At 70.6% G+C, this 22,055-nt stretch carries 18 protein-coding genes; 4 read left to right on the top strand and 14 right to left on the bottom strand.

What is annotated here, in order from left to right; all coding sequences use genetic code 11:
• Positions 1-182 precede the first annotated feature (182 nt).
• A complete protein-coding gene (locus QE454_RS10625; protein WP_309668632.1) occupies positions 183-890 on the top strand; it encodes a DMT family transporter in 708 nt (235 codons plus the stop codon).
• On the opposite strand, the gene QE454_RS10620 is transcribed toward QE454_RS10625, so the two are convergent.
• The 8 genes from QE454_RS10620 to QE454_RS10585 form a co-directional block, all read right to left on the bottom strand.
• On the bottom strand, positions 869-1,696 hold the full coding sequence (locus QE454_RS10620; protein WP_307455554.1) for a hypothetical protein: 828 nt from the start codon (positions 1,694-1,696) through the stop codon (positions 869-871). The genes QE454_RS10625 and QE454_RS10620 overlap by 22 nt on opposite strands.
• The gene (locus QE454_RS10615) at positions 1,693-2,358 is read right to left on the bottom strand and encodes a response regulator transcription factor (protein ID WP_307317660.1); all 666 of its coding nucleotides are present in this window, start codon (positions 2,356-2,358) and stop codon (positions 1,693-1,695) included. Before QE454_RS10615 ends, QE454_RS10620 begins: the two co-directional genes overlap by 4 nt.
• Positions 2,346-3,674 carry a histidine kinase gene (locus QE454_RS10610; RefSeq protein ID WP_307455556.1) on the bottom strand — a complete coding sequence of 443 codons (1,329 nt, stop codon included), beginning with the start codon at positions 3,672-3,674 and terminating at the stop codon, positions 2,346-2,348. Before QE454_RS10610 ends, QE454_RS10615 begins: the two co-directional genes overlap by 13 nt.
• A 199-nt stretch (positions 3,675-3,873) precedes the next feature.
• Positions 3,874-5,139 carry a multiple monosaccharide ABC transporter permease gene (gene mmsB, locus QE454_RS10605; RefSeq protein ID WP_267787524.1) on the bottom strand — a complete coding sequence of 422 codons (1,266 nt, stop codon included), beginning with the start codon at positions 5,137-5,139 and terminating at the stop codon, positions 3,874-3,876.
• Positions 5,126-6,652: a multiple monosaccharide ABC transporter ATP-binding protein gene (gene mmsA / locus QE454_RS10600; protein ID WP_210074201.1), complete on the bottom strand. Its 1,527-nt coding sequence runs from the start codon at positions 6,650-6,652 to the stop codon at positions 5,126-5,128. Before mmsA ends, mmsB begins: the two co-directional genes overlap by 14 nt.
• Before the next feature lie 159 nt (positions 6,653-6,811).
• Entirely contained in the window at positions 6,812-7,915 is a 1,104-nt protein-coding gene (chvE, locus tag QE454_RS10595) for a multiple monosaccharide ABC transporter substrate-binding protein (protein ID WP_210074199.1), read from the bottom strand.
• Positions 7,916-8,246: 331 nt separating this feature from the next.
• A complete protein-coding gene (locus QE454_RS10590; protein ID WP_210073993.1) occupies positions 8,247-9,272 on the bottom strand; it encodes a LacI family DNA-binding transcriptional regulator in 1,026 nt (341 codons plus the stop codon).
• A 152-nt stretch (positions 9,273-9,424) separates the two neighbouring features.
• The gene (locus QE454_RS10585) at positions 9,425-10,831 is read right to left on the bottom strand and encodes a M20/M25/M40 family metallo-hydrolase (protein ID WP_309668630.1); all 1,407 of its coding nucleotides are present in this window, start codon (positions 10,829-10,831) and stop codon (positions 9,425-9,427) included.
• Positions 10,832-10,949: 118 nt separating this feature from the next.
• On the opposite strand from QE454_RS10585, the gene QE454_RS10580 reads away from it, so the two are divergent.
• Together QE454_RS10580 and QE454_RS10575 are read left to right on the top strand one after the other, a co-directional pair.
• Entirely contained in the window at positions 10,950-11,933 is a 984-nt protein-coding gene (locus tag QE454_RS10580) for a Gfo/Idh/MocA family protein (RefSeq protein WP_210073989.1), read from the top strand.
• Between the two features lie 47 nt (positions 11,934-11,980).
• Entirely contained in the window at positions 11,981-12,841 is an 861-nt protein-coding gene (locus QE454_RS10575) for an NYN domain-containing protein (protein ID WP_210073987.1), read from the top strand.
• A gap of 211 nt (positions 12,842-13,052) precedes the next feature.
• Here QE454_RS10575 and QE454_RS10570 read toward each other — a convergent pair whose 3' ends face one another.
• Both QE454_RS10570 and QE454_RS10565 read right to left on the bottom strand, forming a co-directional pair.
• Entirely contained in the window at positions 13,053-13,679 is a 627-nt protein-coding gene (locus QE454_RS10570) for a hypothetical protein (RefSeq protein ID WP_210073985.1), read from the bottom strand.
• A 4-nt stretch (positions 13,680-13,683) separates the two neighbouring features.
• Positions 13,684-15,228 (bottom strand): ATP-dependent DNA ligase, encoded by a 1,545-nt coding sequence (locus QE454_RS10565; RefSeq protein ID WP_307455565.1) that lies wholly within the window; start codon positions 15,226-15,228, stop codon positions 13,684-13,686.
• 211 nt (positions 15,229-15,439) lie between these two features.
• On the opposite strand from QE454_RS10565, the gene QE454_RS10560 reads away from it, so the two are divergent.
• Positions 15,440-17,089 (top strand): ATP-dependent DNA helicase RecQ, encoded by a 1,650-nt coding sequence (locus QE454_RS10560; protein WP_307455567.1) that lies wholly within the window; start codon positions 15,440-15,442, stop codon positions 17,087-17,089.
• Between the two features lie 74 nt (positions 17,090-17,163).
• Here QE454_RS10560 and QE454_RS10555 read toward each other — a convergent pair whose 3' ends face one another.
• The 4 genes from QE454_RS10555 to QE454_RS10540 all read right to left on the bottom strand — a co-directional run bounded on the left by QE454_RS10555 (position 17,164) and on the right by QE454_RS10540 (position 22,002).
• Positions 17,164-17,571, bottom strand: coding sequence for a hypothetical protein (locus QE454_RS10555; RefSeq protein WP_307317681.1), 408 nt, complete (start codon positions 17,569-17,571; stop codon positions 17,164-17,166).
• Between the two features lie 73 nt (positions 17,572-17,644).
• A complete protein-coding gene (locus tag QE454_RS10550; protein ID WP_307455568.1) occupies positions 17,645-18,478 on the bottom strand; it encodes an LLM class flavin-dependent oxidoreductase in 834 nt (277 codons plus the stop codon).
• Positions 18,475-19,356: an LLM class flavin-dependent oxidoreductase gene (locus tag QE454_RS10545; protein WP_307455571.1), complete on the bottom strand. Its 882-nt coding sequence runs from the start codon at positions 19,354-19,356 to the stop codon at positions 18,475-18,477. The genes QE454_RS10550 and QE454_RS10545 overlap by 4 nt, the downstream gene beginning before the upstream one ends.
• Positions 19,357-19,485: 129 nt before the next feature.
• Positions 19,486-22,002: an ATP-dependent Clp protease ATP-binding subunit gene (locus QE454_RS10540; RefSeq protein WP_307455573.1), complete on the bottom strand. Its 2,517-nt coding sequence runs from the start codon at positions 22,000-22,002 to the stop codon at positions 19,486-19,488.
• Positions 22,003-22,055 lie beyond the last annotated feature (53 nt).

The following is a 22,055-nucleotide window of genomic DNA, read 5'->3' as shown; positions in this document are numbered from 1 at the left end:
CGTCACTGCCGTCGCACCGGTCGCCTGGGGTGCGACGTACGTCGTCACGCGGCACCTCCTGCCGGCCGATGCACCGCTGTGGGGGGCTGCCCTGCGCGCCCTGCCGGCGGGCCTGTTGCTGTGGGGCGCTCGCGAGACGTCGGCCCCGCGGGGCGTGGTGGTGGAAAGCGCCCGCGCTCGGGATGCTGAACTTCGGCGCCTTCTTCGTGCTCGTCTACGTCGCGGCGCAGCTGTTGCCGTCGTCGATCGCCGCCTCGATCATGGCCCTCGCCCCGCTGGCCCTCGCCGGACTCGCGTGGCCCCTGCTCGCCCAGCGCCCCACGGCGCGCTGGGCCGTCGGCGCAGCCCTCGGCCTCGCGGGGGTCGCTCTCGTGGTCGGCCTCGGCACCGGAGCCGTTCCGCTCGCGGGGGTCGTGGCATCCGCCGTCGCCCTTCTGGCGTCGTCGCTGGGTGCGATCCTCACGACCCGCTGGAAAGACGACACGCCCCTTCTGGCGACCACGTCGTGGCAGCTGACCGCGGGTGGTCTCGCCCTGGTCGCCGTCGCCCTGACGGTCGAAGGTGCTCCTCCGACGGTGGATGCCACGGGCCTCGCCGCGTACGTCGGGATCGCGGTGATCGCGACGGCGCTGGCATTCGTGTGCTGGTTCACGGGACTCCGACATCTGCCCGCGGGCACCGTGGGACTCATCGGTCTGCTGAACCCGGTGACCGGGGTGCTGCTCGGTGTGGCCGTCGGCGGCGAGTCGCTCGCGCCGCCGCAGGTGCTCGGCATCGTGCTCGTGCTCGTCTCGATCGCCGTGTCGAGCCGGACGCGGGGCCGGAACCTGCCGCCCCAGGGCGAGAGGTCCGACCCTGCGCAACGGCGCTACGACCGCATCGACACCTGACCCAGCGTCGCTTCGACGTCGACGACCGCGGTCGCCGAGTTCGAGGTGCGCAGGCCGTTGTCGACCCGGCCGAGGCCGCTGTCAGTCGTGACGTTGTACTCGTCGTCCGGCAGGGTGATGTCGGCGGATCCGGCTGTGACCGTGACCTTCGTGCGAGCGGGGGCATCGCCCTTCAACGTCGTGGCGAGGCTGCCTCCCGCGACCTCGAGCGTGGCGTCCCCGACGCCGGTGAGCGTGCCCGAGGCCGCGCCGCCCGAGACGGAGACGGAGAGCGTGCGCACGTCTCCGGCGAGATCCACGTCGCCCCCGGCGAGCTGCACGGAGAGGGAGGTGAAGTCGGCGTCGAGCCTGAGGGCGCCACCGGCGACCTCGATGCGCGCGTCGAGGTTCGTCGTGGTCGACAACCGCGGCAGGAGCAGGGTCGCGGAACCGGCGGGGTTCGACCACCCGACGACGTTCGTCCGCGGAGAGCTCACCCGCAGCGTGGTGCCGTCGCGTTCGAACGTCCAGTCGCCCGTCCCACCCCCGTCGACGTCGAGCTGCGCCTCCGACACGTCGCCGTAGGCGATCGTGAGCGAGCCGCCGGCCACGTCGACATCGAGCGCGGTGAGTCCGGTCGTCGAGGTCTCGCTCGCGGCGTACGCGGGCCCGTTGTCGCGCAGGGTGGCCGCCGCGCTCACTCCCGCCGAGACGACCGCCCCCGCGAGGACGCACGTTCCGACGACGATCGTGGCGAGCGAGACGAAGAAGGGCGTTCCGTGCCGCGGGCCCGGGTTCGACGCGGTCGAGGGTGAGTGCGAGGTCATGAGGTCGCTCCGGTGTGATCGTGGCCCAGGTGCACGAGGGCGGCGATGACGCGGCGGTTGCCGGTCTCGTCCTGCTCGAGGCCGAGCTTGGTGAAGATGGCGGTGATGTACTTCTCGACGCTCGCCTCGGACACGAAGAGGGCCTGCGCGATGGCTTGGTTCGAGCGGCCTTCGGCGATGAGGGCGAGCACCGATCGCTCGCGCTCGGTGAGTAGCTGCAGTCGCTCGTCGCGACGGCGCCGGGCCAGCAGTTGCCCGACCACCTCGGGGTCGAGCACGGTCGCTCCCCCGGCGATGCGGGCGACCGTGTCGAGGAAGTCGCGCACGTCGGCGACCCGGTCCTTCAGCAGGTACCCGAGCGAGCCCTGCCCGTCGGCGATGAGATCGCTGGCGTACTGCTCCTCGACGTACTGCGACAGGACCAGGACGGACAGCCCCGGATGCCGGGACCTCAGCGCGATCGCCGCGCGGATGCCCTCGTCGGTCCAGGTCGGCGGGAGCCGCACGTCGAGGATGCAGAGGTCGGGGGTGGTCTCCGCGACCGCGGCCTCGAGACCGTCGGCATCCGGGAGCGACGAGACGACCTCGTGACCGTCGTCGGCGAGGAGGCGGACGAGCCCCTCGCGCAGCAGGACCGAGTCCTCGCAGATCAGGATGCGCACGGGATGCTCGCCTCCACCGTGGTCGGACCGCCCTGGGGGCTGTCGATGCGCGCGGTGCCGCCGGCCGCGGTGACGCGGTTGACGATCCCGTCCAGGCCGCCGCCGGGCGCGATCCGGGCGCCGCCCAGGCCGTCGTCTTCGACCCGTGCCCAGAGCGTCGCGTCGTCGCGCAGGCGCACGTGGACACGGCATCCGGTCGCACGGGAGTGCTTCGCCGCATTCGTCAGCGCCTCGGCGATCACGAAATACACCGCGGCCTCGGCCGGGCGGGAGCACCGGTGCGGCAGACGCACATCGAGAGTGACCGGGATGTGGGACCGCGAAGCGAGGGCCGAGAGAGCGGCGTCGAGACCGCGATCGTCCAGGACGGAGGCGTGGATGCCGCGGGCGAGCTGGCGCAGCTCGGTGATGGCCGACTTGGTCGAGGCATGGGCTTCAGCGATGAGGGCTTTCGCGGCCTCGGGGTCGTCGTCGATCTTGGTCTGCGCGAGGCCCAGGGTCATGCCGATCGAGACGAGCCGCGGCTGGACGCCGTCGTGCAGATCGCGTTCGATGCGCGTGCGCTCGACCTCGGCGGCGCGGACGGCCCCGGCGCGCCGGGTATCGGAGGCACGCGCCTGCTCCTCGAGCTGCACCTCACGAGAGGGCACGAGGATCGCTCGGGAGATGAGACCGTGCAGCACGGCGAGACCGACCATCGCGGCGAGCGAGGCGACGAAGACGAGCAGGCCCACGAGGGGCGCAGCGATCCCGTAAAGCGGGAGCAGTCCGAGCAGGTTGATGTCCGACCAGCCGAAGAGGGGACTCACCGTCACCGCGAGACCCCAGGCCGTGAAGCCCACGACCCCGAGCGTGCTGACTCCGAGGATCGTCGCGATGGTGAACGAAGCGACGGCACGCCACTGGCCCGGATCGATCGCCTGCAGCCAGATGGTGTGCAGGACGCCGACGAAGCCCGGGCGTGCGCTCCGACGCGGGCGCAGAACGGGAAGCCCGAGACCGTACAGGCCGTCGAGGCGGACCCGCTCGAACCACGCGATCGCGAAGAGCACGTAGACGAGAGCGACGAGGGCGATCACACCGATCAACAGGGCTGCGAGGAGACCGACCCCGGCGCCGAACAAGCCGAACACGGCGCCCAAGACGCCCGGCCCGATGACGCCGAGCGCGGCGAGGTGGGCCACCGCCCCGGCGATGCGACCCGGCGAGGCGATCCGCACGCGCGCGGCGAGGGGCTGATCCGCCCCGGCCGCGGGGGCGGGCTCTGCGCTCGCGGGCGTCGGCGGAGGAGGCGGGAGGACGGATGCCGTGGTCATGGGTTCCACGCTAGAGGGGAGCCCGCGCGGGCACCGCCCGGTCAGCCCCCGCGCGTTTTCGGGTTATCCCGAACGCGCGTGAGCGGTCAGTTCTTGTCGCCGAGCGCGAGCGTCGGCGACAAGAACCGGCCCCTCACGCGCCGGACGCGCGAACGCCCCGCCGCACGAGGCGACGGGGCGTTCGAAGAAAGAGCGTGGATCAACCGCGGGTGCGGTTCTTGTTCCACACGTCGAAGGCCACGGCCAGCAGCAGCACGAGACCCTTGATGAACTGCTGGACGTCGGTCGAGATACCCATGAGCGACATGCCGTTGTTGAGCACACCCATGACCAGACCACCGGCGATCGCGCCGACCACGCGGCCGACACCACCCTGGACGGCTGCTCCACCGATGAAGGATGCGGCGATGGCATCCAGCTCGAAGAGGTTTCCCGCGCCGGGACCGGCGGAGTTCAGGCGGCCCGTGAAGACGATGCCGGCGAGGGCCGCGAGGACGCCCATGTTGACGAACAGCATGAAGTCGACGCGACGGGTGTTGATGCCCGACAGCTTCGCGGCGGTGCGGTTGCCTCCGAGTGCGTAGATGTGGCGACCGAAGACGCTGCGGCTCATGACCGTCGAGTAGCCGATGATGAGCAGCGCCAGCACGACGAGCACGATGGGCGTGCCGCGCGAGCCGGGCGCGACGCCCAGCAGGTAGGTGAGGTACGCGATGAGCGCGCCGCCACCGATGAGCTTGACCAGGAAGGCGACCTGCGGCTCGTTCTGCAGCTCGAGGGCGGCACGCTTGGCGCGCTGACGCACCTGCGAGACGACGAAGAGCACGAGGGTCAGCACGCCGAGGGCGACCGTGATCCACTCGGCCGGCGACGACGCCGCCGGGAAGAGGTCGGGGAACAGGTAGCCGCCGCCGAGGGCGCGGTACTCGGTGGGGAACGGCGTGATCTGGGTGTTGCCCAGGGTCATCTGCGTCAGACCGCGGAAGAGCAGCATGCCCGCCAGGGTCACGATGAACGCGGGGATGCCGATATACGCGACCCAGAATCCCTGCCACATGCCGACCACGGCGCCGAGGAGCAGCGAGAGGACGATGCCCAGCCACCAGGGCAGGCCCCACTGGACGATGAGCACGCCCGAGACCGCACCGACGAAGGCGGCGACCGAGCCGACCGAGAGGTCGATGTGGCCGGCGATGATGATCATCACCATGCCGATCGCGAGGATCAGGATGTAGCTGTTCTGGACGATGATGTTCGACACGTTGCCCGCGGTGAGCAGACGACCGCCGGTCAACGCCTGGAAGAGCAGCACGATCACGATCAGCGCGATGAAGATGCCGATCTCGCGCAGGCGCGACGTGAAGAACTGCACGATGCCGCCGGCACCGTTGCCGGCACCGCCGCCGACGGGGCCCTTCGGCGTGGCGGGGCCCTGGGGGGTCACGGTGTTGTCAAGCGCTGACATGGTCGGCTTCCTTTTCCTTCGTCATGAGCACCATGAGTGCCTCGGGAGTGGCCTCTTCGATGGGCAGCTGGCCGGTGATGTGGCCTTCGCTGAGGGTGTAGATGCGGTCGCAGATGCCGAGGAGCTCCGGCAGCTCCGAGGAGATGACCAGCACCCCCTTCCCCTGCGCCGCGAGGGAGTTGATGATCGTGTAGATCTCGTACTTCGCGCCCACGTCGATACCGCGCGTCGGCTCGTCGAGGATGAGAACCTCGGGGTCGGAGTACAGCCACTGCGACAGGACGACCTTCTGCTGGTTGCCGCCCGAGAGCTTGCCGACGACCACGTCGACGCTCGGCGCCTTGATGTTCATCGACTTGCGGTAGCGGTTGGCGACGAGGTACTCCTCGTCTCCGTCGACGAACCCGCCCTTGACGAGCTTGCGCATGCCGGCGATCGAGATGTTTCGCTTGATCGTGTCGATGAGGTTGAGCCCGGCGCCCTTGCGGTCCTCGGTGACGTACGCGAGCCCGCTGCGGATGGCCGCGGGAACCGTCGAGGTGTCGGCCTTCTCACCGCGGATGTAGACGTTGCCCGAGATGCGCGAGCCGAAGCTCTTGCCGAAGACGCTCATCGCGAGCTCGGTACGCCCCGCACCCATGAGACCGGCGATGCCGACGACCTCGCCGGCACGCACGTTGAGGTTCGCCTGGTGGATGACGACGCGGCTCGCATCGGTCGGGTGGCTGACGTTCCAGTCCTCGATGCGCAGGACCTCGTCGCCGATCTCGACGTCGCGGTCGGGGTAGCGGTTCTCGAGCTCTCTGCCCACCATCCCGCGGATGATGCGGTCTTCGCTCGTACCGCCGGTGGCCACGTCGAGGGTCTCGATCGTACGACCGTCACGGATGATGGTGACCTCATCGGCGATCGCGCGGATCTCGTTGAGCTTGTGGCTGATGATGATGCAGGTGATGTTCTGGCCGCGCAGGTGACGGATCAGATCGAGCAGGTGCTCGGAGTCGTCGTCGTTGAGCGCCGCGGTCGGCTCGTCGAGGATCAGCAGCTTGACGTCCTTCGACAGCGCCTTGGCGATCTCGACGAGCTGCTGCTTGCCGACGCCGATCTCGTTGACGGGGACGTCGGGGCTGTCGCCCAGACCCACGCGAGCGAGGAGCTTGGCGGCCTCTCGGTTCGTGGCATCCCAGTCGATGAGACCGCGGTGCGTGATCTCGTTGCCGAGGAAGATGTTCTCGGCGATCGAGAGGTAGGGGCTGAGGGCCAGCTCCTGGTGGATGATGACGATGCCGGCCGCTTCGCTGTCGCGGATGTCTTTGAACTCGACGGTGTTGCCGTCGAAGACGATCTCCCCGCGGTAGTCGCCCGCGGGGTACACGCCGCTGAGCACCTTCATGAGGGTGGACTTGCCGGCGCCGTTCTCGCCGCAGATGGCGTGAACCGTCCCGCGCTCGACGGTCAGTGACACGTCGGCGAGCGCGATGACGCCGGGGAACTCCTTGGTGATCGAGCGCATCTCGAGGATGGTGCTCACGAGGTCCTCCTTGCAGAACCGGCTCGTGGCCGGTCGGAATGTGGGGCGGGTGCGGGATGCCGCGGACCCGCAGGAGCCTCCGCCGCGACCCGGTGGGCCGCGGCGGAGGCGGGGTGGAGGGGCTCAGAGCCCCTCCGGGGATCAACCCAGGTCGGCCTCGGTGTAGTAACCGCTGTCGACGAGGACTTCCTTGTAGTTGTCCTTCGTGACGATCGTCGACTGCAGGAGGTACGAGGGAACGACCTTCTTGCCGTTGTCGTAGGTCTTCTCGTCGTTGACCTCGGGCTTCTCGCCCTTGCGGATGTCGTCGACCATGGTCACGGCCTGCTTCGCCAGCTCGCGCGTGTCCTTGAAGATCGTCGAGTACTGCTCACCGGCGATGATCGACTTGATCGAGCCGGCCTCGGCGTCCTGACCCGTGATGACGGGGAGGGCGTTGGCGGCGTAGCCGCCCGAGGTCAGGGCCGAGATGATGCCGATCGACAGACCGTCGTAGGGCGAGAGGACACCGTCGAGCTTGGTGCCGCCGATGACGGTGAGGATGTTCTCCATACGCTTCTGCGCCGTCTCGGGCAGCCAGCGGAGGATGGCCGCCTGGCCGAACTCGGTCTGGCCGGAGGGAACCTTCAGCACGCCCTTGTCCATGTAGGGCTTGAGGGTGTCCATGGCGCCGTTCCAGAAGAACGTGGCGTTGTTGTCGTCGGGGCTACCCGCGAACAGCTCGACGTTGAAGGGGCCGGCGGCGCCGGTGTCCTTGCCCGACGCGTCGAGGACGCCCAGGCCGGTCAGGAGCGAGGTGGCCTGCTGGACGCCGACCTTGTAGTTGTCGAAGGTCGTGTAGTAGTCGACGTTCTCGGTGCCGTTGATGAGGCGGTCGTACGCGATGACGGGGATGTTCGCGTCCTTGGCCTGCTGCAGCACGTCGGTGAGCGTGGTGCCGTCGATCGAGGCGACGATCAGGGCCTTGGCGCCCGTGGTGATCATGTTCTCGATCTGCGAGACCTGGGTGGGGATGTCGTCGTTGGCGTACTGCAGGTCGACCTGGTAGCCGAGCTCCTCGAGCTGCGACTTGACGTTGTTGCCGTCGGCGATCCACCGCTCCGACTGCTGCGTCGGCATGGCGACGCCGATGGTGCCACCGGCTTCCTGCGAGTCTCCGCTGCCGGCGCCGGTGCGGTCTCCCGCGCAACCGGCAAGGCCGATGCCGAGCGCGAGGACGCCCGCTCCCGCGATCGCCTTGAGCATGCTGTGCTTCTTCACTCTGGTTCCCTCCGTTGGGTGTTTGTCGCGGCGCCTCCCCCTGGAGCCCACCGCGGCGATGCAGACGGGTCGCGTCGGGGCGCACGGCTTCGGGGGCGAAACGAAGGGCCCTCGGCGAGGCGGTGCGACCCGCGTCGTTCGAAACGTCTTCGTCTCGACGGATCCGCTCCGCAGCGAGTCCCGTCGGCCGTGTGACCCGGTCATGTGACCGTTCACATCGTGTGAGCGATGCTACCTCCCCGCCAGGCGGGACTGTCAAGTCTCGATGCGCCCGAAGTCCAGCCGTTGCCGAAACGTGACGTGCACGGCGCGCGGCTCACGCCCGGGGTGCGGCCGTCGACGCCCGCACGATGAGACGCAGATGGTCGGGTTCGACCACCGGCTTGTCGTCGTTCACCTCGCCGAGGGATGCCAGGAGGTCGGCGACCGCGCGCGTGCCGATGCCCACGAAGTCCTGGCGCACCGTGGTGAGCGGGGGCCAGAGATGCGCGGATTCGGGGACGTCGTCGAAACCGACGACGGAGATGTCCTCGGGGACCGAACGACCTATGGCTCGCACGGCATGCATGAACCCGAGCGCCATATGGTCGTTGCCCGCGAACACCGCGGTGGCGTCCTCGGTGCGCAGAAGCTCCAGCCCCGCCTCGAAGCCGAACTGCGCCGTCCAGTCGCCGAGGACGGGCGGTCGCGGCGACAGGTCGTTGGCATCCATCTCTGCGAGATACCCCCGCATGCGGTGATCGGCCTCGACCCAGTCGCGCGGACCGGCGAGGTGGAGGATGCGCGAGTGCCCGAGCTCGATGAGGTGGCGGACGGCGGCGCGCGCCCCCGCGCTCTGGTCGTTGTGCGTGGTGGAGGTGTCCGTCGAGGTGACGATCTGCACCGGCACCGGAAGCTTCAGCTCGTCGAGGATCGGGACGACCCGGGTCTGCGGGGCCACAGCGATGAGCCCCTCGATCGACTGCTGCATGAGGTGGTCGATCGACGAGCGGACATCGTCGGGGGCGCTCGTGGCGAGGTTGGTGACGGTGAGACGGTAACCGGCGGCGCGAGCGGCGGATTCGATGGCCTGCACCATCGACGCGGTGCCGTGGGTGGTGGCGCGCGGCCCCAGGACGCCGATCAGGCGCGAGCGGCTGGTGGCGAGGGCACGAGCGGCCTGGTTGGGCACGAACTTCAGCTCGGCGATCGCGGATCGCACCTTGGCGGCGGTCTCGGGACGCAGCTGCGTGCTGTTGTTGATCACACGAGAGACGGTCTGATACGACACCCCCGCGAGCCGCGCGACATCGCGGATGCTCGGGGCGCGCCCCGTCGCCTCCGGAGTATCGGTGTCGCTCATGGTCCGCCTCATTGCGGGTCGCGCGCTGTTGCGTGACCGGTCACACGAGGATAGCCGACGCGGCTCGGTCCGCCCGAACGTGCTCACGTCGGCTCGATCCGCCGGGGTGCGCGGGCGCGGCGGGTCGTCGTGGGCGCGTCGGCGCCGGCGCATCAGCATCGGCTCGCCGGCTCGGGAGCGGATCGGGATGCAGCCGCGGGGCAGTCGACCAGCTGCGTGCGAACCCGTTCAGGACTCGAGCAGTGCCCGATAGAACCGGATGCCGCGGAGCCAGACGTCCACGCGGATGCGCTCGTCGGGGGCGTGCAGCGCATCGCGCTCGGCGCGCGTGAGGTGGAACGGCGCGAAGCGGTATTTATATACACCGCGTCGGTGATCCCCGTGTAGAACCGGCTGTCGCTGGCCCCGAGCTGCAGGTAGGGCAGGGGCACGGTGTCGGCGCCGAGGGTGTCGGTGACCGCCCGCGACAGCCGCCGCCATGCCTCCCCCTGCCAGGGCGAGACCGGCGAGGGATCGCCGCCGTGGCGCAGCTCGATGTCGACGAGCGGGTCGGCCACGGCTCGGCGCAGGTGGATCGCGACGTCGGCGAGGGTGTCACCGGTCAGCAGCCGCACGTTCACGCTCGCCCGCGCCGAGGTGGCGAGCACGTTCTCGCCCGCCGAACCTTCGAGACGGGTGACGACGGCGGTGGTGCGCACGAGGGCGTTGGTCTCGGGTCCGAGCAGCGACAGGGCCGCGGTCACGGCGGGAGCCGACAGCGAGGTGCGGCGGAACAGCGTCGAGACGGGCTCGCTCGTGTGGGCGGCGGCGGTGGCGAGCATCGCCCGGACGGGAGCGACGAGCCGACGCGGGAACGGACGACGCCGGAGGCGATCGATGGCCCGAGCGAGTCGGGCCGTCGCGGGCATGCGCGGCGGGGTCGAGGCGTGACCCCCGGCCTCGCGCGTCACGAGCTCGAAGGTCGCGGCGCCGCGCTCGGCGACGCCGATCATCGCGGTGGGCACGGCGACGCCGGGAACGGCGCCCTCGACGACCGCTCCCCCCTCGTCGAGGACGAGGGCCGGACGGATGCCGCGCTCTTCCAGGAGCGCGGCCATGGCCTGTGCCCCGGTGCCGCGAGTCTCTTCGTCGTGACCGAAAGCGAGCCACACGTCGGTGCGCGGGGTGACCCCTTCGGCGAGCGCCGCTTCGACGGCCTCGAGAATGGCGACGAGAGCGCCCTTGTCGTCGATCGCCCCGCGCGCGTGGATCGTCGCGTCGGGTCCCTCCCCCACGAGGTCGGCGGCGAAAGGCGGATGCCGCCACTCCTGCCCGTCGACGGGGACGACATCCTGATGGGCGAGGAGGACCAGCGGCGCGTCGCTCGCCGTTCCCGTCCAGCGGTACAGCAGCGAGCGGCCGGCCACGACCTGTCGCTCCAATTGCTCGTGGACCAGCGGGTACAGCCGTTCGAGGGCAGCGTGGAATGTCTCGAAGGCCGAGTCGTCGACCTCGCCCGAGTCGACCCGCGACACCGTCGGGATGGACAGCAGCTCGCGGAAGCGCTCGACGGGCGTCATGCGACGAGCCTAGGTCGTGGGACATCGCGGAGCCCCGGGGATGCCGGCATCCGATGTCCGCGGCGTACGACGGGCGGGCGCGACGCCGATGTCGGCAGACGCGGCTACGGTGGATCGCATGACCGGACTGCACTGGGGCATCCTCGCAACGGGCGGCATCGCGCACGCCTTCACCTCCGACCTGCGCACCGCGGGCCTCGACGTCACCGCCGTCGGCTCGCGCCGCATCGACAGCGCTCGCGCCTTCGCCGAGCAATACGACATCGCGCACGCGCACGGCTCGTACGAAGAGCTCGTCGCCGACCCCGATGTCGACATCGTCTACATCGCGACGCCGCACCCCGGCCACCTCGACAACGCCCTCCTGGCCCTCGAGCACGGCAAGCACGTGCTGGTCGAGAAGCCCTTCACCCTGAACGCCTCCGAGGCGGCGCAGATCCGCGACGCGGCGGCCGCGAAGGGTCTTCTCGCGATGGAGGCAATGTGGACGCGTTACCTGCCGCACATGGTGCGCATCCGTGAGATCCTCGCCGCCGGCACCCTCGGTGAGATCCGTGTGGTCTCGGCCGACCACACCCAGAAGATCTCGACCGACCCGGCTCACCGCCTCAACGACCTCGCACTCGGCGGCGGAGCCCTGCTGGACCTCGGTGTCTACCCGATCTCGTTCGCGATAGACGTCCTGGGCCTCCCCGAGCGCATCATCGCTCTCGCACGGCTTTCGGACGCGGGTAGCGATGCAGAGGTGGCGACCGCGTTCGTGCACTCCGGCGGGGCGCTGTCGAGCACCGTGTCGTCGTCACGCGGGGCCGGCCTGAACACGGCGCAGATCGTCGGCACCGAGGCCCGCATCGAGATCGACCGCGTCTGGTACACCCCCACGTCGTTCCGCGTCGTCTCCCCCGACGGCGACGTGATCGAGGAGTTCACCACCGAGGTCGAGGGCCGCGGCATGCAGTTCCAGGCGCAGGCGGCAGAGCGCTTCGTCGCGGCCGGCACCGGGTCGAACGACATCCTGTCGATCGACGAGACGGTCGCGATCATGGGCGTGCTCGACGAGGTGCGACGCCAGATCGGCGTGGTGTACCCCGGCGAGCGATGAGCGGCGAGGGCTACCCGCGCTCCGCCGCGACGGGTCAGACTGGAGGCATGCCCGACACCCAGACCGCCCGCGTCGCCGTCTACCTCGACTTCGACAACATCGTGATGTCCTGGTACGACCGCGTGCACGGCCGGAACGCCTACTCGCGGGATCGGCAGAAGATCGCCGAGAATCCGATCGACCCCGAGATCGCCGAGCGCCTGACCAAGGCGACCATCGACGTCGGCGCGGTGATCGACTACGCCGCATCGTTCGGCACGCTGGTGCTGACCCGCGCGTACGCCGACTGGTCGTCACCGGTCAACGCCGAGTACCGTTCGCAGCTCGTGGCTCGCGCGGTCGACCTCGTGCAGCTCTTCCCGGCCGCGGCCTACGCCAAGAACGGCGCCGACATTCGTCTCGCGGTGGACGCCGTCGAAGACATGTTCCGCCTCCCCGATCTGTCGCACGTGGTCGTCGTCGCCGGAGACAGCGACTACGTGCCGCTCGCTCAGCGGTGCAAACGGCTCGGCCGGTATGTCGTCGGGGTCGGCGTGGCCGGGTCCACGGCGAAGTCGCTCGCCGCCGCGTGCGACCGTTTCGACGCCTACGACTCCCTCCCCGGCATCCCGAATCTCGCCGAGACGAAGAAGGATCCCGCCCCGTCGCGGCCCCGCGCGCGCAAGCGCTCGAAAGATCCCGCGGTCGACCTGCTCGACCGCGCGATGCAACTCGAGGCGGAGCGCGCCGACGGCGAGTGGCTTCACGCGTCGGCGGTGAAGGACCTGATGAAGCGTCTGGATCCGTCGTTCAGCGAGAAGGCGCTCGGGTTCCGCAGCTTCTCGGACTTCCTCAAGGCGCAGACCGACCACGTCGAGGTCGACGAGGAGTCGAACGTCGTGCAGGTGAAGGCGGTCTCGCGGGGCTGAGGCGGTGCGGGCGCGCGGACCCGACGCGCTGGCGGACGTGGCCTCGCGTGCGCATGAGTGGCCCTGCGCGGTTGACCAGACGTGGGCGCCCGCGTCGAGTGTCCAAAACACCCGGACGATTTCGACGGGCGTCCGGGTGTTTTGGACACTCAACGGGTCGAAGAGGTTGGGCGGGCCGTTCGGCGCCCCGCGCCGGTGACGACCCGCGGCGTCAGCGGCGCTCGGCCCCGGGGGCGACGTGGGTCAGCACGCGCGACCAGACCGAGGTCAGCGTCACCTCACCGTTGACCGAGCCGATCTCGTCGGGGTGGATGACCTCCGCGGCGCCCGAGCGCAACCGGTCGACGTACCACGCAGCGTCGCCCTGCCCCGCGGGGCCATCGTGGCCCACGACCACCAGGACGTCGGCCGCGAGATCGTCGAGCAGCGGCGTGCGCAGGTCACGGCTCAGCGCGTCGGTCGGGCTCCGAACGCCGACGATTGCGACACGGTCGACGACCTCGCCCATGGCCGCGGCCAGATAGAGCGCGATCGGTCCCGCAGACCGCTCGCCGACCAGTCCGACCGTCGCGCCGGGGGCCTCGCGCTCGAGCAGCGCCCTCAACGCCTCGACGGTGAGCCCGGCGGGGGTCTGTCCCCCGAACACCGGCGGATCTTCGAGTTCGGGGGCGTCGAGACCGACGGCGACGATCCGCACGTCGAAACCCGAAGTCACCCGGGCGTCGGGGTCGGTGGTGGCGACGTCGCCGGTGCGCAGGACGAACACGGCACGCGGAGCGCCGGGGGTGCCGAAGCTGCGGTAACCGAGTTCACCGTCGAGCCAGGGGGCCAGACTCATCGCGTCATCCTTTCGTCGCTGCTTCGCCGCCGGGCAGCAGCGCGCGCAGGGTGTCGATCGTGTCCGCCTCGGCCGCGGTCTTGTCCGAACGGTAGGTCTTCACCCGGGCGAAGCGCAGCGCCACGCCGCCCGGGTACCGCACCGACCGCTGCACCCCGTCGATGGCGATCTCGACGACGGTGTCGGGTGCCACGCGAAGACCCCCCGCCACCTCTCCGGTCTGCCGCTCGGCGAAGTGAGCCGTCTGCCACTGCAGCAGCTCGTCGGTCAGACCCTTGAAGGTCTTGCCGACCATCACGAAGCCGCCGGGTTCGCCGAAACGCCCCTCGGGATCGCGCGCGCCGAGATGCAGGTTGGACAGCCATCCCGAACGTCGCCCCGAACCGTACTCGACGCCGAGGACGACGAGGTCGAACGTGTGCACCGGCTTCACCTTGAGCCAGCTCTTGCCGCGGCGCCCCGCGGTGTAGGCGTCGTCGAGACCCTTGACCATCACGCCCTCGTGACCGGCGGCGAGAGCATCGCGCGCGAAGGCGTCGGCGACCCCCGCGTCGTCGGTCAGAACGGCGGGGATGCGGTGCTCTCCCGCGACCCTCTCGAGCTCGGTGAGGCGAGCGGCGAGCGGTTCGTCGACGAGGTCACGACCGTCGACGTGCATGATGTCGAAGAACCAGGGCCGGAGAGCGATCTCGCGCGCCGACTCGGCGCCGAAGCGCGCCATGGTGTCTTGGAACGGCCGGGGGCCGCCGTCCTCGTCGAGCGAGAGGGTCTCTCCGTCGAGGATCACGTCGTGGACGGAGAGCGAGAGGGCGACCTCCACGATCTCCGGAACGCGATGGGTGATGTCGGCCAGCGTGCGGGTGAAGACGTGCACTTCGCCACCGTGCCGATGCACCTGGACTCTGGCCCCGTCGAGCTTGTACTCCACGGACGCACGCCCCGTCACCGCCATCGCCTCCGCGACACTCGTCGCCGTCGAGGCGAGCATCGGCTGCACGCCGCGGCCCACCACGAGTCCGACCGCCGCGAGATCGGCGGCGGGGGCGGTCAGCGCGATGCGCGTCGTCGCGCCCAGGTCGCCCGACAGCATGGCTGCGCGACGAACCAGGGCGACGTCGCGATCCGAGGCTCGGGCCACGGCATCCAGCAACACCCCCTCGAGGGCGCCGGTGCGCAGCTCGCCCGTCATGATCCGGATCAGCAGATGCCACTCCCGCGCCGTCGCGCGCTCGGCGAGCTCGTCGAGCAGGCGCGTGCGCACCGCCCCCGACCCCGCGCCGCCGACCGCGGTCAGCCGCGTGAAAGCCGCGTCGACGTCGCCGATCGTCAGGCTCGGTTCGTCTGCGTGGCCGCCGTCGTGCGCCGAGAGCGTGCGCCAGCCCACCCCGAGGCGGCCCTGCCGCGGTGACGCGGTGAGCAGCCCCACCGCCGGTTCGATCTCGTCCGGGTCCAGCCCGCGCACCAGCGCGGCGAGGGCGGCGACCTTCGCGAGTCGAGAACGCGTGTTCGTCACCGCCGCAAGCGCGGTCTCGATATCGCCGAAGAGCATGTCGGCATCCTGGCATCCCCCTCCGACATCGCGGCGACGCTTGTGCGGAACCGGCGGCGGTGCCATGCAGCGCCGGAGAACCCGACACCTCCGGAGGAGGATCGCCTGTGCGGCCGTTCCGGTGAGAACAGATCCGGCCCGGCCTCGCAACCCCCGGATCGATGTCGGAGGTCTGGAGTGTGCTGGGTTCCTCCCCGAGGAATGAGGATTCGTGAACGCTCCCGCTACACTCGAACAGTCCGCCCGCACCGCCCGTGAGGTGTTCGGATGGGACGACCTGCTGCCGGGTCAGGCCGAGGCGATCGACGCGGTCGTGAGCGGTCGCGATACCCTCGTCGTCTTCCCCACCGGCGCGGGAAAGTCGGCGGTCTATCAGATCGCCGGCTGCGAGCTCGGGGGGACGACGGTGGTCATCTCTCCGCTGCTCGCCCTGCAGCGCGACCAGATCGACTCGATCGACGCCGCCCCCGACGCCCCCGCGGCCGTCGCCCTCAACTCCCGCACCGGTGCCGCCGCCAAGAAGAAGGCGTGGGCGGCGATCGAGGGCCAGGACTCGGTGTACGCGTTCCTCGCGCCCGAGCAGCTCGCCAACGACGAGGTCTTCGATCGACTCTCGAAAGCCGACGTGCGCCTCGTCGTCATCGACGAAGCGCACTGCGTGTCGGCGTGGGGCCACGATTTCCGTCCCGACTACGCGCGCATCGGCGACGCCATCGAGGCGCTCGGTCACCCCCCGGTGCTGGCGTTGACGGCCACGGCATCCGCTCCCGTCCGAGACGACATCGTCGAAAGCCTCGGCATGCGCGAGCCTCACCTCGAGGTGCGCGGCATGGATCGCCCCGAGATCCACATGGCGGTCCGGCGGCACGAGCACGACGCCGACAAGCGCCGCGCCGTCGTCGCGGACGTCCAGGATGCCGGCGGCCCGGCGTTGCTGTACGTGGCGACGCGCAAGGGCACCGACTCGTATGCCGAGGAACTGCGTGAGCTCGGCCTGCGGGCTGCGGCTTACCACGGTGCGATGGCGCAGAAGAAGCGCGACGAGGTGCACTCCGCCTGGAGCGCCGGCGACCTCGACGTGGTCGTGGCGACCTCCGCGTTCGGCATGGGCGTCGACAAGAGCGACGTTCGTCTGGTCGTGCACGCCGACGTGACCGAGTCCCTCGACTCCTACGCGCAGGAGATCGGCCGAGCGGCACGCGACGGGCAACCCGCACGGGCGATCCTGCACTACCGCGCCGAGGACTTCTCGCTGCGCTCCTTCTTCGCGGGCGGTCACATAAAGCGCGCCGACATCGCGGGGGTGTGGGACGTGCTCCAGCGGACGAAGAAGCCGGTGCGGGCGAGGGACATCGCCGACGAGAGCGGACGCTCGGTCAGGGCGATCGGCCGGGTGCTCAATCAGCTCGTGACGTGCGGGCTCGCCGTCTCGGGCCCCGAGGGGGTCTCGGCGCAAGCGAAGGTATCGGCGGGCGACGCGGTCAGCGCCGTGCGCGAGCGCGACGAGGCCGAGGAGCGCATTCGAGCCTCGCGCATCGAGATCATGCGCGGGTACGCCGAGACCACGCACTGCCGCCGGCGGGCGTTGCTCGAGTACTTCGGCGTCGAGACTGCCGCCCAGTGCGGGTCGTGCGATCGGTGCGACGCCGGCACCGCGGCCACGGTCGACGAGCGCGACGAGACCTCCGACGACGACGGCATCCGGATCGACTCGACCGTCGAGCACGGCGAGTTCGGCACCGGCACCGTGATGGCGATCGAGGACGACCGGCTCACGGTGTTCTTCGCCGACCACGGGTACAAGGTGCTCGCTCGCGCGGCGTTCGAGAAGGGCATCCTGGAGCTCGGCGAGGCTGCCTGAGGGGCAGTCAGCGGCTCGAGGTGTGATTCATCGGCACGGCACCGCGAGTTCCGTTCCGAACCGCGGCAGGGGCGTCACCGGGCGCGCGTCGACCACCACGCCCACGCGACGAGCGGCACCTGCAGGAAGAGACGGATGAAGCGGGAGCGATCGGTGTTCAGCCCCGGGGCCGAACGCCCGGTCCGCCACTGGTGCACGTTTCCCGGGAACACGGCGATAAAGAAGGCCGCGATGGCCGCCCCGATGCGTCCACGTTCCCGCGGCAGAGCGACGAGAGCGACCCCCAAGACGACCTCGACGGCCCCGGATGCCACGACGATGGCGTCCTTGTCCGTCCGAAGCAGTCGCGTGGCCCATCCCGGGACGACGATCCGATAGCCCCGCCGACCCCACGTGACGTGGCCGACCCCGGCCCCGACGAGCAGGAGGGCCAGCACCCCGCGGGCGACGGAACGGACGGTGAGACCAGTGCGACGCGGCATGGGGTCAGTCTGTCATCCGTGCAGGCCGGCGGGGCCGCTCGCGCGCGGCCCCACCGGCCTCAGCAGGGGGTCATCACGACCCCGGCGGGCGTGGCGATACGGCGTCCGGGTCCGTTGATGCCGCGTGGCCGCTGTGCCGGGCCGGCGCCGTCGTCCGCACGAACTCGACGTACGCCTCGACCGTGTCCTCGGGCACGATCGCGCGCAGTACGACCTCGTCGGCGGCCGCCGTGTATGCCTCGAGCGCGTCTGCGAGTCCGGCGGCGTCGCGGATCGCCGTGGCCGCGGCATCCACCCCCATCCGCTCGAAGTTCGCGGCGTAGTTCGGGAACGACGCGTACATGGCGGTCTCGGCGTCGAGGCGCTCGCGGGCGGCCGAGACCACGGCGGTACGCACGTAGACCGCGACGTGCGCGGCCGGTGCGAGGGCGTGCAGGGCCTCGGCCTGGTCTCGAGCCTCGGTGGGCGGTACCCAGTTCAACAGCACGCCCTCGGCGAGCTCCGCCCCCGTGCGGCGCATCTTGGGGCCCAGCGCCCCCACGAGGACGCGGGGCACGCCGGCCTCGTGCAGCACGGAGACGGCCTCGGTCACCCGGGCCAGGGCGCCCTGCTTGGCCATGCCCGAGCCGATACCGATCGTCAAGCGGTCCAGCGGAAGACCGAGGGATGCCACCTCGGCGGCGATCGCGTCGGCGGGCCGGCGATCGACCGGGACGACGCCGGTCGCGAGTCGAAGACGATCCGTGACACGCGCGGCGGCGGCGAGCGCGGCCAGAGCATCGCCATCGGGGGTGTCGTTGATCCAAAGGGTGTCGAAGCCCGCTCTCTCGACGGCCGGAGCGATCCGCGCGACGGCGTCGGGACCGAGGGAGCCTGCGAGCCCGAGCGAAACGGTTCCTCGTGTCATGACGCACCTCCCGCGTTCGGCAGGGCCAGCGCGACCTGACCCACCGCCGAGAAGAAGGCGGCGAGGTCGACGTCGTCGGTGGGGAGAAGAACGACGTCGTCGACGCCCGCGGCGTGGAAGCGCGCGACCCCCTCGGCCACCTCTGTCACCGAGCCGGCGAGCACGCGGTCCGCCGCGTCTTCGCGATCGGCGAGCACCGCGGTGGCGCGCTCGAGAGCGTCGGGGCCGAACGCCGTCAGCACGTAGGCGACGACATCGGTGCGGCCCTCACGGCCCGCCTCGGCACGACCCATCTGCACGGTCTGCACGGCCGCCGCGATCTCGGCGACGGTGTGCCTGCTGTCGAGCACCACCCCGTCGGCGACGGCCCCGGCGAGGGCGAGGGTCTTGGGCCCTTCGGCGGCGGCATAGACGAGCGGCGCCGTAGGAGGCGGCCAGTCGAGAGTGACGTCGCGGAGCTTCACGTAGCGCCCCTCGGTACTCACCGTCTCACCGGCGAGCAGCGAGCGGAGGGCCGGCAGCTGCTCGCGCATGAGCGTGAGCGGTGAGGCGGCCTTGGCGCCGACCTGACGCATCCAGTCCTGCACCCCGTGGCCGAAGCCCGGCAGGAGGCGTGCGGGGAACATGCGCTCAATCGTCGCGATCTCCATCGCCGACGCCGCGACGTTGCGTAGCGGGAGCGGCGCGATGCCGACTCCGATGCGCAGATGGTCGGTGACGGCGAGAGCGGCGGCGGCGGCGGCCCACGCGGACGAGCGGAAGCAGTCCTCCCACAGCCACAGCTCGTCGACCCCCGCGTCTTCGGCCGCTCGCGCTGCGTCGCGAAGCTTCTCGGGCGGATGCGGGTACGGGCTGAAGATCGTGCCGATACGACTCATGTCTCTACTCTGCCGCGAACCTCCGACATCGGGAGGGGCTGGCGCGCGGGTCGCCGCTGCCCGGGCGAAACGCCCCCACGCCAGGACGCCCCCGGCACCGAAGCACCGGGGGCGTCGAGAAGGGGCTCGTCAGGCGGCGAGAGCGGCGGTGACGGGGGTGACCGTCATGCCCGCGTCCGTGGCATCCACCGTCACCGCTGCGCCGTCGCTCAGCTCACCCGACACGAACAGGTCGGCGATACGGTCGTCGACCTCGCGCTGGATGACCCGGCGCAGGGGCCGCGCTCCGTACTCCGGCTCGTACCCGATCTCGGCGAGACGGTCCACCGCCGCATCGGTGGCCTCGAGGGAAACGTTGCGCGACGCCAGTCGCCGCGAGGTCGCCTCCAGCAGCAACCCCACGATCTCGCGCAGCTGCGTCTTCTCGAGCTTGCGGAACAACACGATGTCGTCGATGCGGTTGAGGAACTCCGGACGCATGGCCTCGCGGAGCTTTCCCATCACTCGGTCGCGGAGGTCGGCATCGGCGAACTCGTGACCCGTCGTGGTGAAGCCGATGGCGCCCGAGCGGGATGCCAGGAACTCGGCGCCCAGGTTCGAGGTCATCACGATGACCGTGTTGCGGAAGTCGACCGTGCGGCCCTGTCCGTCCGTGAGCCGGCCGTCGTCGAGCACCTGCAGCAGCAGCGTGAAGACGTCGGGGTGGGCTTTCTCGATCTCGTCGAACAGCACGACGGCGTAGGGGTTGCGGCGCACACGCTCGGTGAGCTGACCGGCCTCGTCATAGCCGACGTATCCGGGAGGGGCACCGATCAGGCGCGACACGGTGTGCCGCTCGCCGAACTCGCTCATATCGAAGCGGATCACCGCTGCGTCGTCGTCGAACAACGAGCCCGCGAGAGCCTTCGCGAGTTCGGTCTTGCCGACGCCGGTGGGGCCGAGGAACAGGAACGATCCGACCGGGCGGTTCTCGTCGCCCATGCCCGTGCGGTTGCGGCGCACCGCCTTCGCCACGGCGGCGACCGCGTCGTCCTGCCCGATCACCCGGGCGTGCAGCTCGGTCTCGAGCTCGGCGAGACGACCACGCTCGGTGGCGGTGAGGCGAGCGACGGGGATGCCGGTGGCACGGCTGATCACCGCGGCGATCTCGGGCTCGTCGACGACCGCGGCGGCACGGGGGCCGGCCGTCGCCTCGTCGAGCCGCGTCTGCACGGCAGCCATCTCATCACGCAGGCGGGAGGCCTCCTCGTAGCGCTCGGCGGACACCGCGGCGTTCTTCTCGGCCTCCAGGGTTGCGAGGCGTTCGAGCAGCGCCGTCGTGTCGACGGTCGAGCCCAGGCGCAGCCGCAGACGCGCGCCCGCCTGGTCGATGAGGTCGATCGCCTTGTCGGGCAGCACGCGGTCCGGCAGATAACGGTGACTCAGCTCGACCGCCGCGCGCAACGCGTCGTCGGTGTACGTCACGGCGTGGTGCTCCTCGTACGCCGAGCGGAGCCCGCGCAGGATCTCCACGGCATCCGGGATCGAGGGCTCGCCCACGCGCACGGGCTGAAGGCGCCGTTCCAGGGCGGGGTCCTTCTCGATCGTGCGGTACTCGCGAACGGTCGTGGCGCCGATCAGGTGCACGTCGCCGCGGGCGAGGCGGGGCTTGAGGATGTTCCCGGCGTCCATCGAGCCGTCTCCGCTCCCGCCCGCGCCGACGAGGGTGTGCACCTCGTCGATGAAGACGACGAGCTTGTCGGATGCCGCGACCTCCTCCATCGTCTGGGTGAGGCGCTCTTCGAAGTCGCCGCGATAGCGCGCTCCGGCGAGCATCGCCGCGAGGTCGAGCGAGACGACGCGCGTACCGCGCAACTGCTCGGGCACCTCTCCGGCGACGATCGCGCGGGCGAGCCCCTCGACGACGGCCGTCTTGCCGACGCCGGCCTCGCCGATCAGCACGGGGTTGTTCTTCGTGCGGCGGCTGAGGATCTCGATGGTCTGCTCGATCTCATCGGAGCGACCGATGACCGGGTCGAGCTCACCGGCGACGGCCCGCGCCGTCAGGTCGGTGCCGAAGCGGTCGAGGTTCGGAGTCGCGGATGCCGACTCGTCGGCCGCCTCGTTCTCGTCGCCGCCCATGACGGTCTCGCGCACCCCCTGGGTGAGGGCCTCGGCGGTCACTCCGGCCTGCGCGAGGATCTGCCCCGCGGGCGCGTCCTGGGCGAGGACGAGCGCGAAGAAGAGGTGGTCGGGGTCGACGTACGTGGACCCTGCGGCCCGCGCCACCTGGAACGCGTGGAACAGCGCGCGCTGCACGGAGCCGGCGACGACGGCACCGTCGACGTTCGCGGGGGTCGCGGCGGCGGGAAGGCGGCTCTCCGCCGCACGGGCGATCGCGGCGGGGTCGGCGCCGAGCCGCGCGACGGCTTCTTTGGCGGGCGAGCGTCCGACGAGGACGTGGAGCACGTGCAGAGCGTCGAGCTCACGCTGACCGCGGCCGAGCGCGAAACGTCCGGCCGCTTGGAGGGCGTCCTGCGTGCGTGCACTGAGGAACCGGCTGAGGTCGATCGAGCGCTCGGCTCGCGCCTGCTCGCCCGCGAGGTAGCGGGCCAGGAACTCGTCGAACGACTGAGCGCCGTCGCCGGGGGTGAATTCTTCGGGCAATTCCGTCTCCTGAGATACGTGAGTGCGGTTCACTCAAGTTTGCTACTTGAGCG

The organism is Microbacterium sp. SORGH_AS_0454 (assembly GCF_031453395.1).
Taxonomy (GTDB): domain Bacteria; phylum Actinomycetota; class Actinomycetes; order Actinomycetales; family Microbacteriaceae; genus Microbacterium.
The sequence above is the reverse complement of the archived record's forward strand: the minus strand, read 5'-3'. Positions and strand labels throughout refer to the sequence as shown.

Excerpts from the sequence above, each read along its gene's own strand:
- QE454_RS10625 (WP_309668632.1), top strand. The coding sequence starts at position 183 with ATGCTGAACTTCGGCGCCTTCTTCGTGCTCGTCTACGTCGCGGCGCAG.
- QE454_RS10620 (WP_307455554.1), bottom strand. The coding sequence starts at position 1,696 with ATGACCTCGCACTCACCCTCGACCGCGTCGAACCCGGGCCCGCGGCAC.
- QE454_RS10610 (WP_307455556.1), bottom strand. The coding sequence starts at position 3,674 with ATGACCACGGCATCCGTCCTCCCGCCTCCTCCGCCGACGCCCGCGAGC.
- mmsB (WP_267787524.1), bottom strand. The coding sequence starts at position 5,139 with ATGTCAGCGCTTGACAACACCGTGACCCCCCAGGGCCCCGCCACGCCG.
- mmsA (WP_210074201.1), bottom strand. The coding sequence starts at position 6,652 with ATGCGCTCGATCACCAAGGAGTTCCCCGGCGTCATCGCGCTCGCCGAC.
- chvE (WP_210074199.1), bottom strand. The coding sequence starts at position 7,915 with ATGCTCAAGGCGATCGCGGGAGCGGGCGTCCTCGCGCTCGGCATCGGC.
- QE454_RS10590 (WP_210073993.1), bottom strand. The coding sequence starts at position 9,272 with ATGAGCGACACCGATACTCCGGAGGCGACGGGGCGCGCCCCGAGCATC.
- QE454_RS10585 (WP_309668630.1), bottom strand. The coding sequence starts at position 10,831 with ATGACGCCCGTCGAGCGCTTCCGCGAGCTGCTGTCCATCCCGACGGTG.
- QE454_RS10580 (WP_210073989.1), top strand. The coding sequence starts at position 10,950 with ATGACCGGACTGCACTGGGGCATCCTCGCAACGGGCGGCATCGCGCAC.
- QE454_RS10575 (WP_210073987.1), top strand. The coding sequence starts at position 11,981 with ATGCCCGACACCCAGACCGCCCGCGTCGCCGTCTACCTCGACTTCGAC.
- QE454_RS10570 (WP_210073985.1), bottom strand. The coding sequence starts at position 13,679 with ATGAGTCTGGCCCCCTGGCTCGACGGTGAACTCGGTTACCGCAGCTTC.
- QE454_RS10565 (WP_307455565.1), bottom strand. The coding sequence starts at position 15,228 with ATGCTCTTCGGCGATATCGAGACCGCGCTTGCGGCGGTGACGAACACG.
- QE454_RS10555 (WP_307317681.1), bottom strand. The coding sequence starts at position 17,571 with ATGCCGCGTCGCACTGGTCTCACCGTCCGTTCCGTCGCCCGCGGGGTG.
- QE454_RS10550 (WP_307455568.1), bottom strand. The coding sequence starts at position 18,478 with ATGACACGAGGAACCGTTTCGCTCGGGCTCGCAGGCTCCCTCGGTCCC.
- QE454_RS10545 (WP_307455571.1), bottom strand. The coding sequence starts at position 19,356 with ATGAGTCGTATCGGCACGATCTTCAGCCCGTACCCGCATCCGCCCGAG.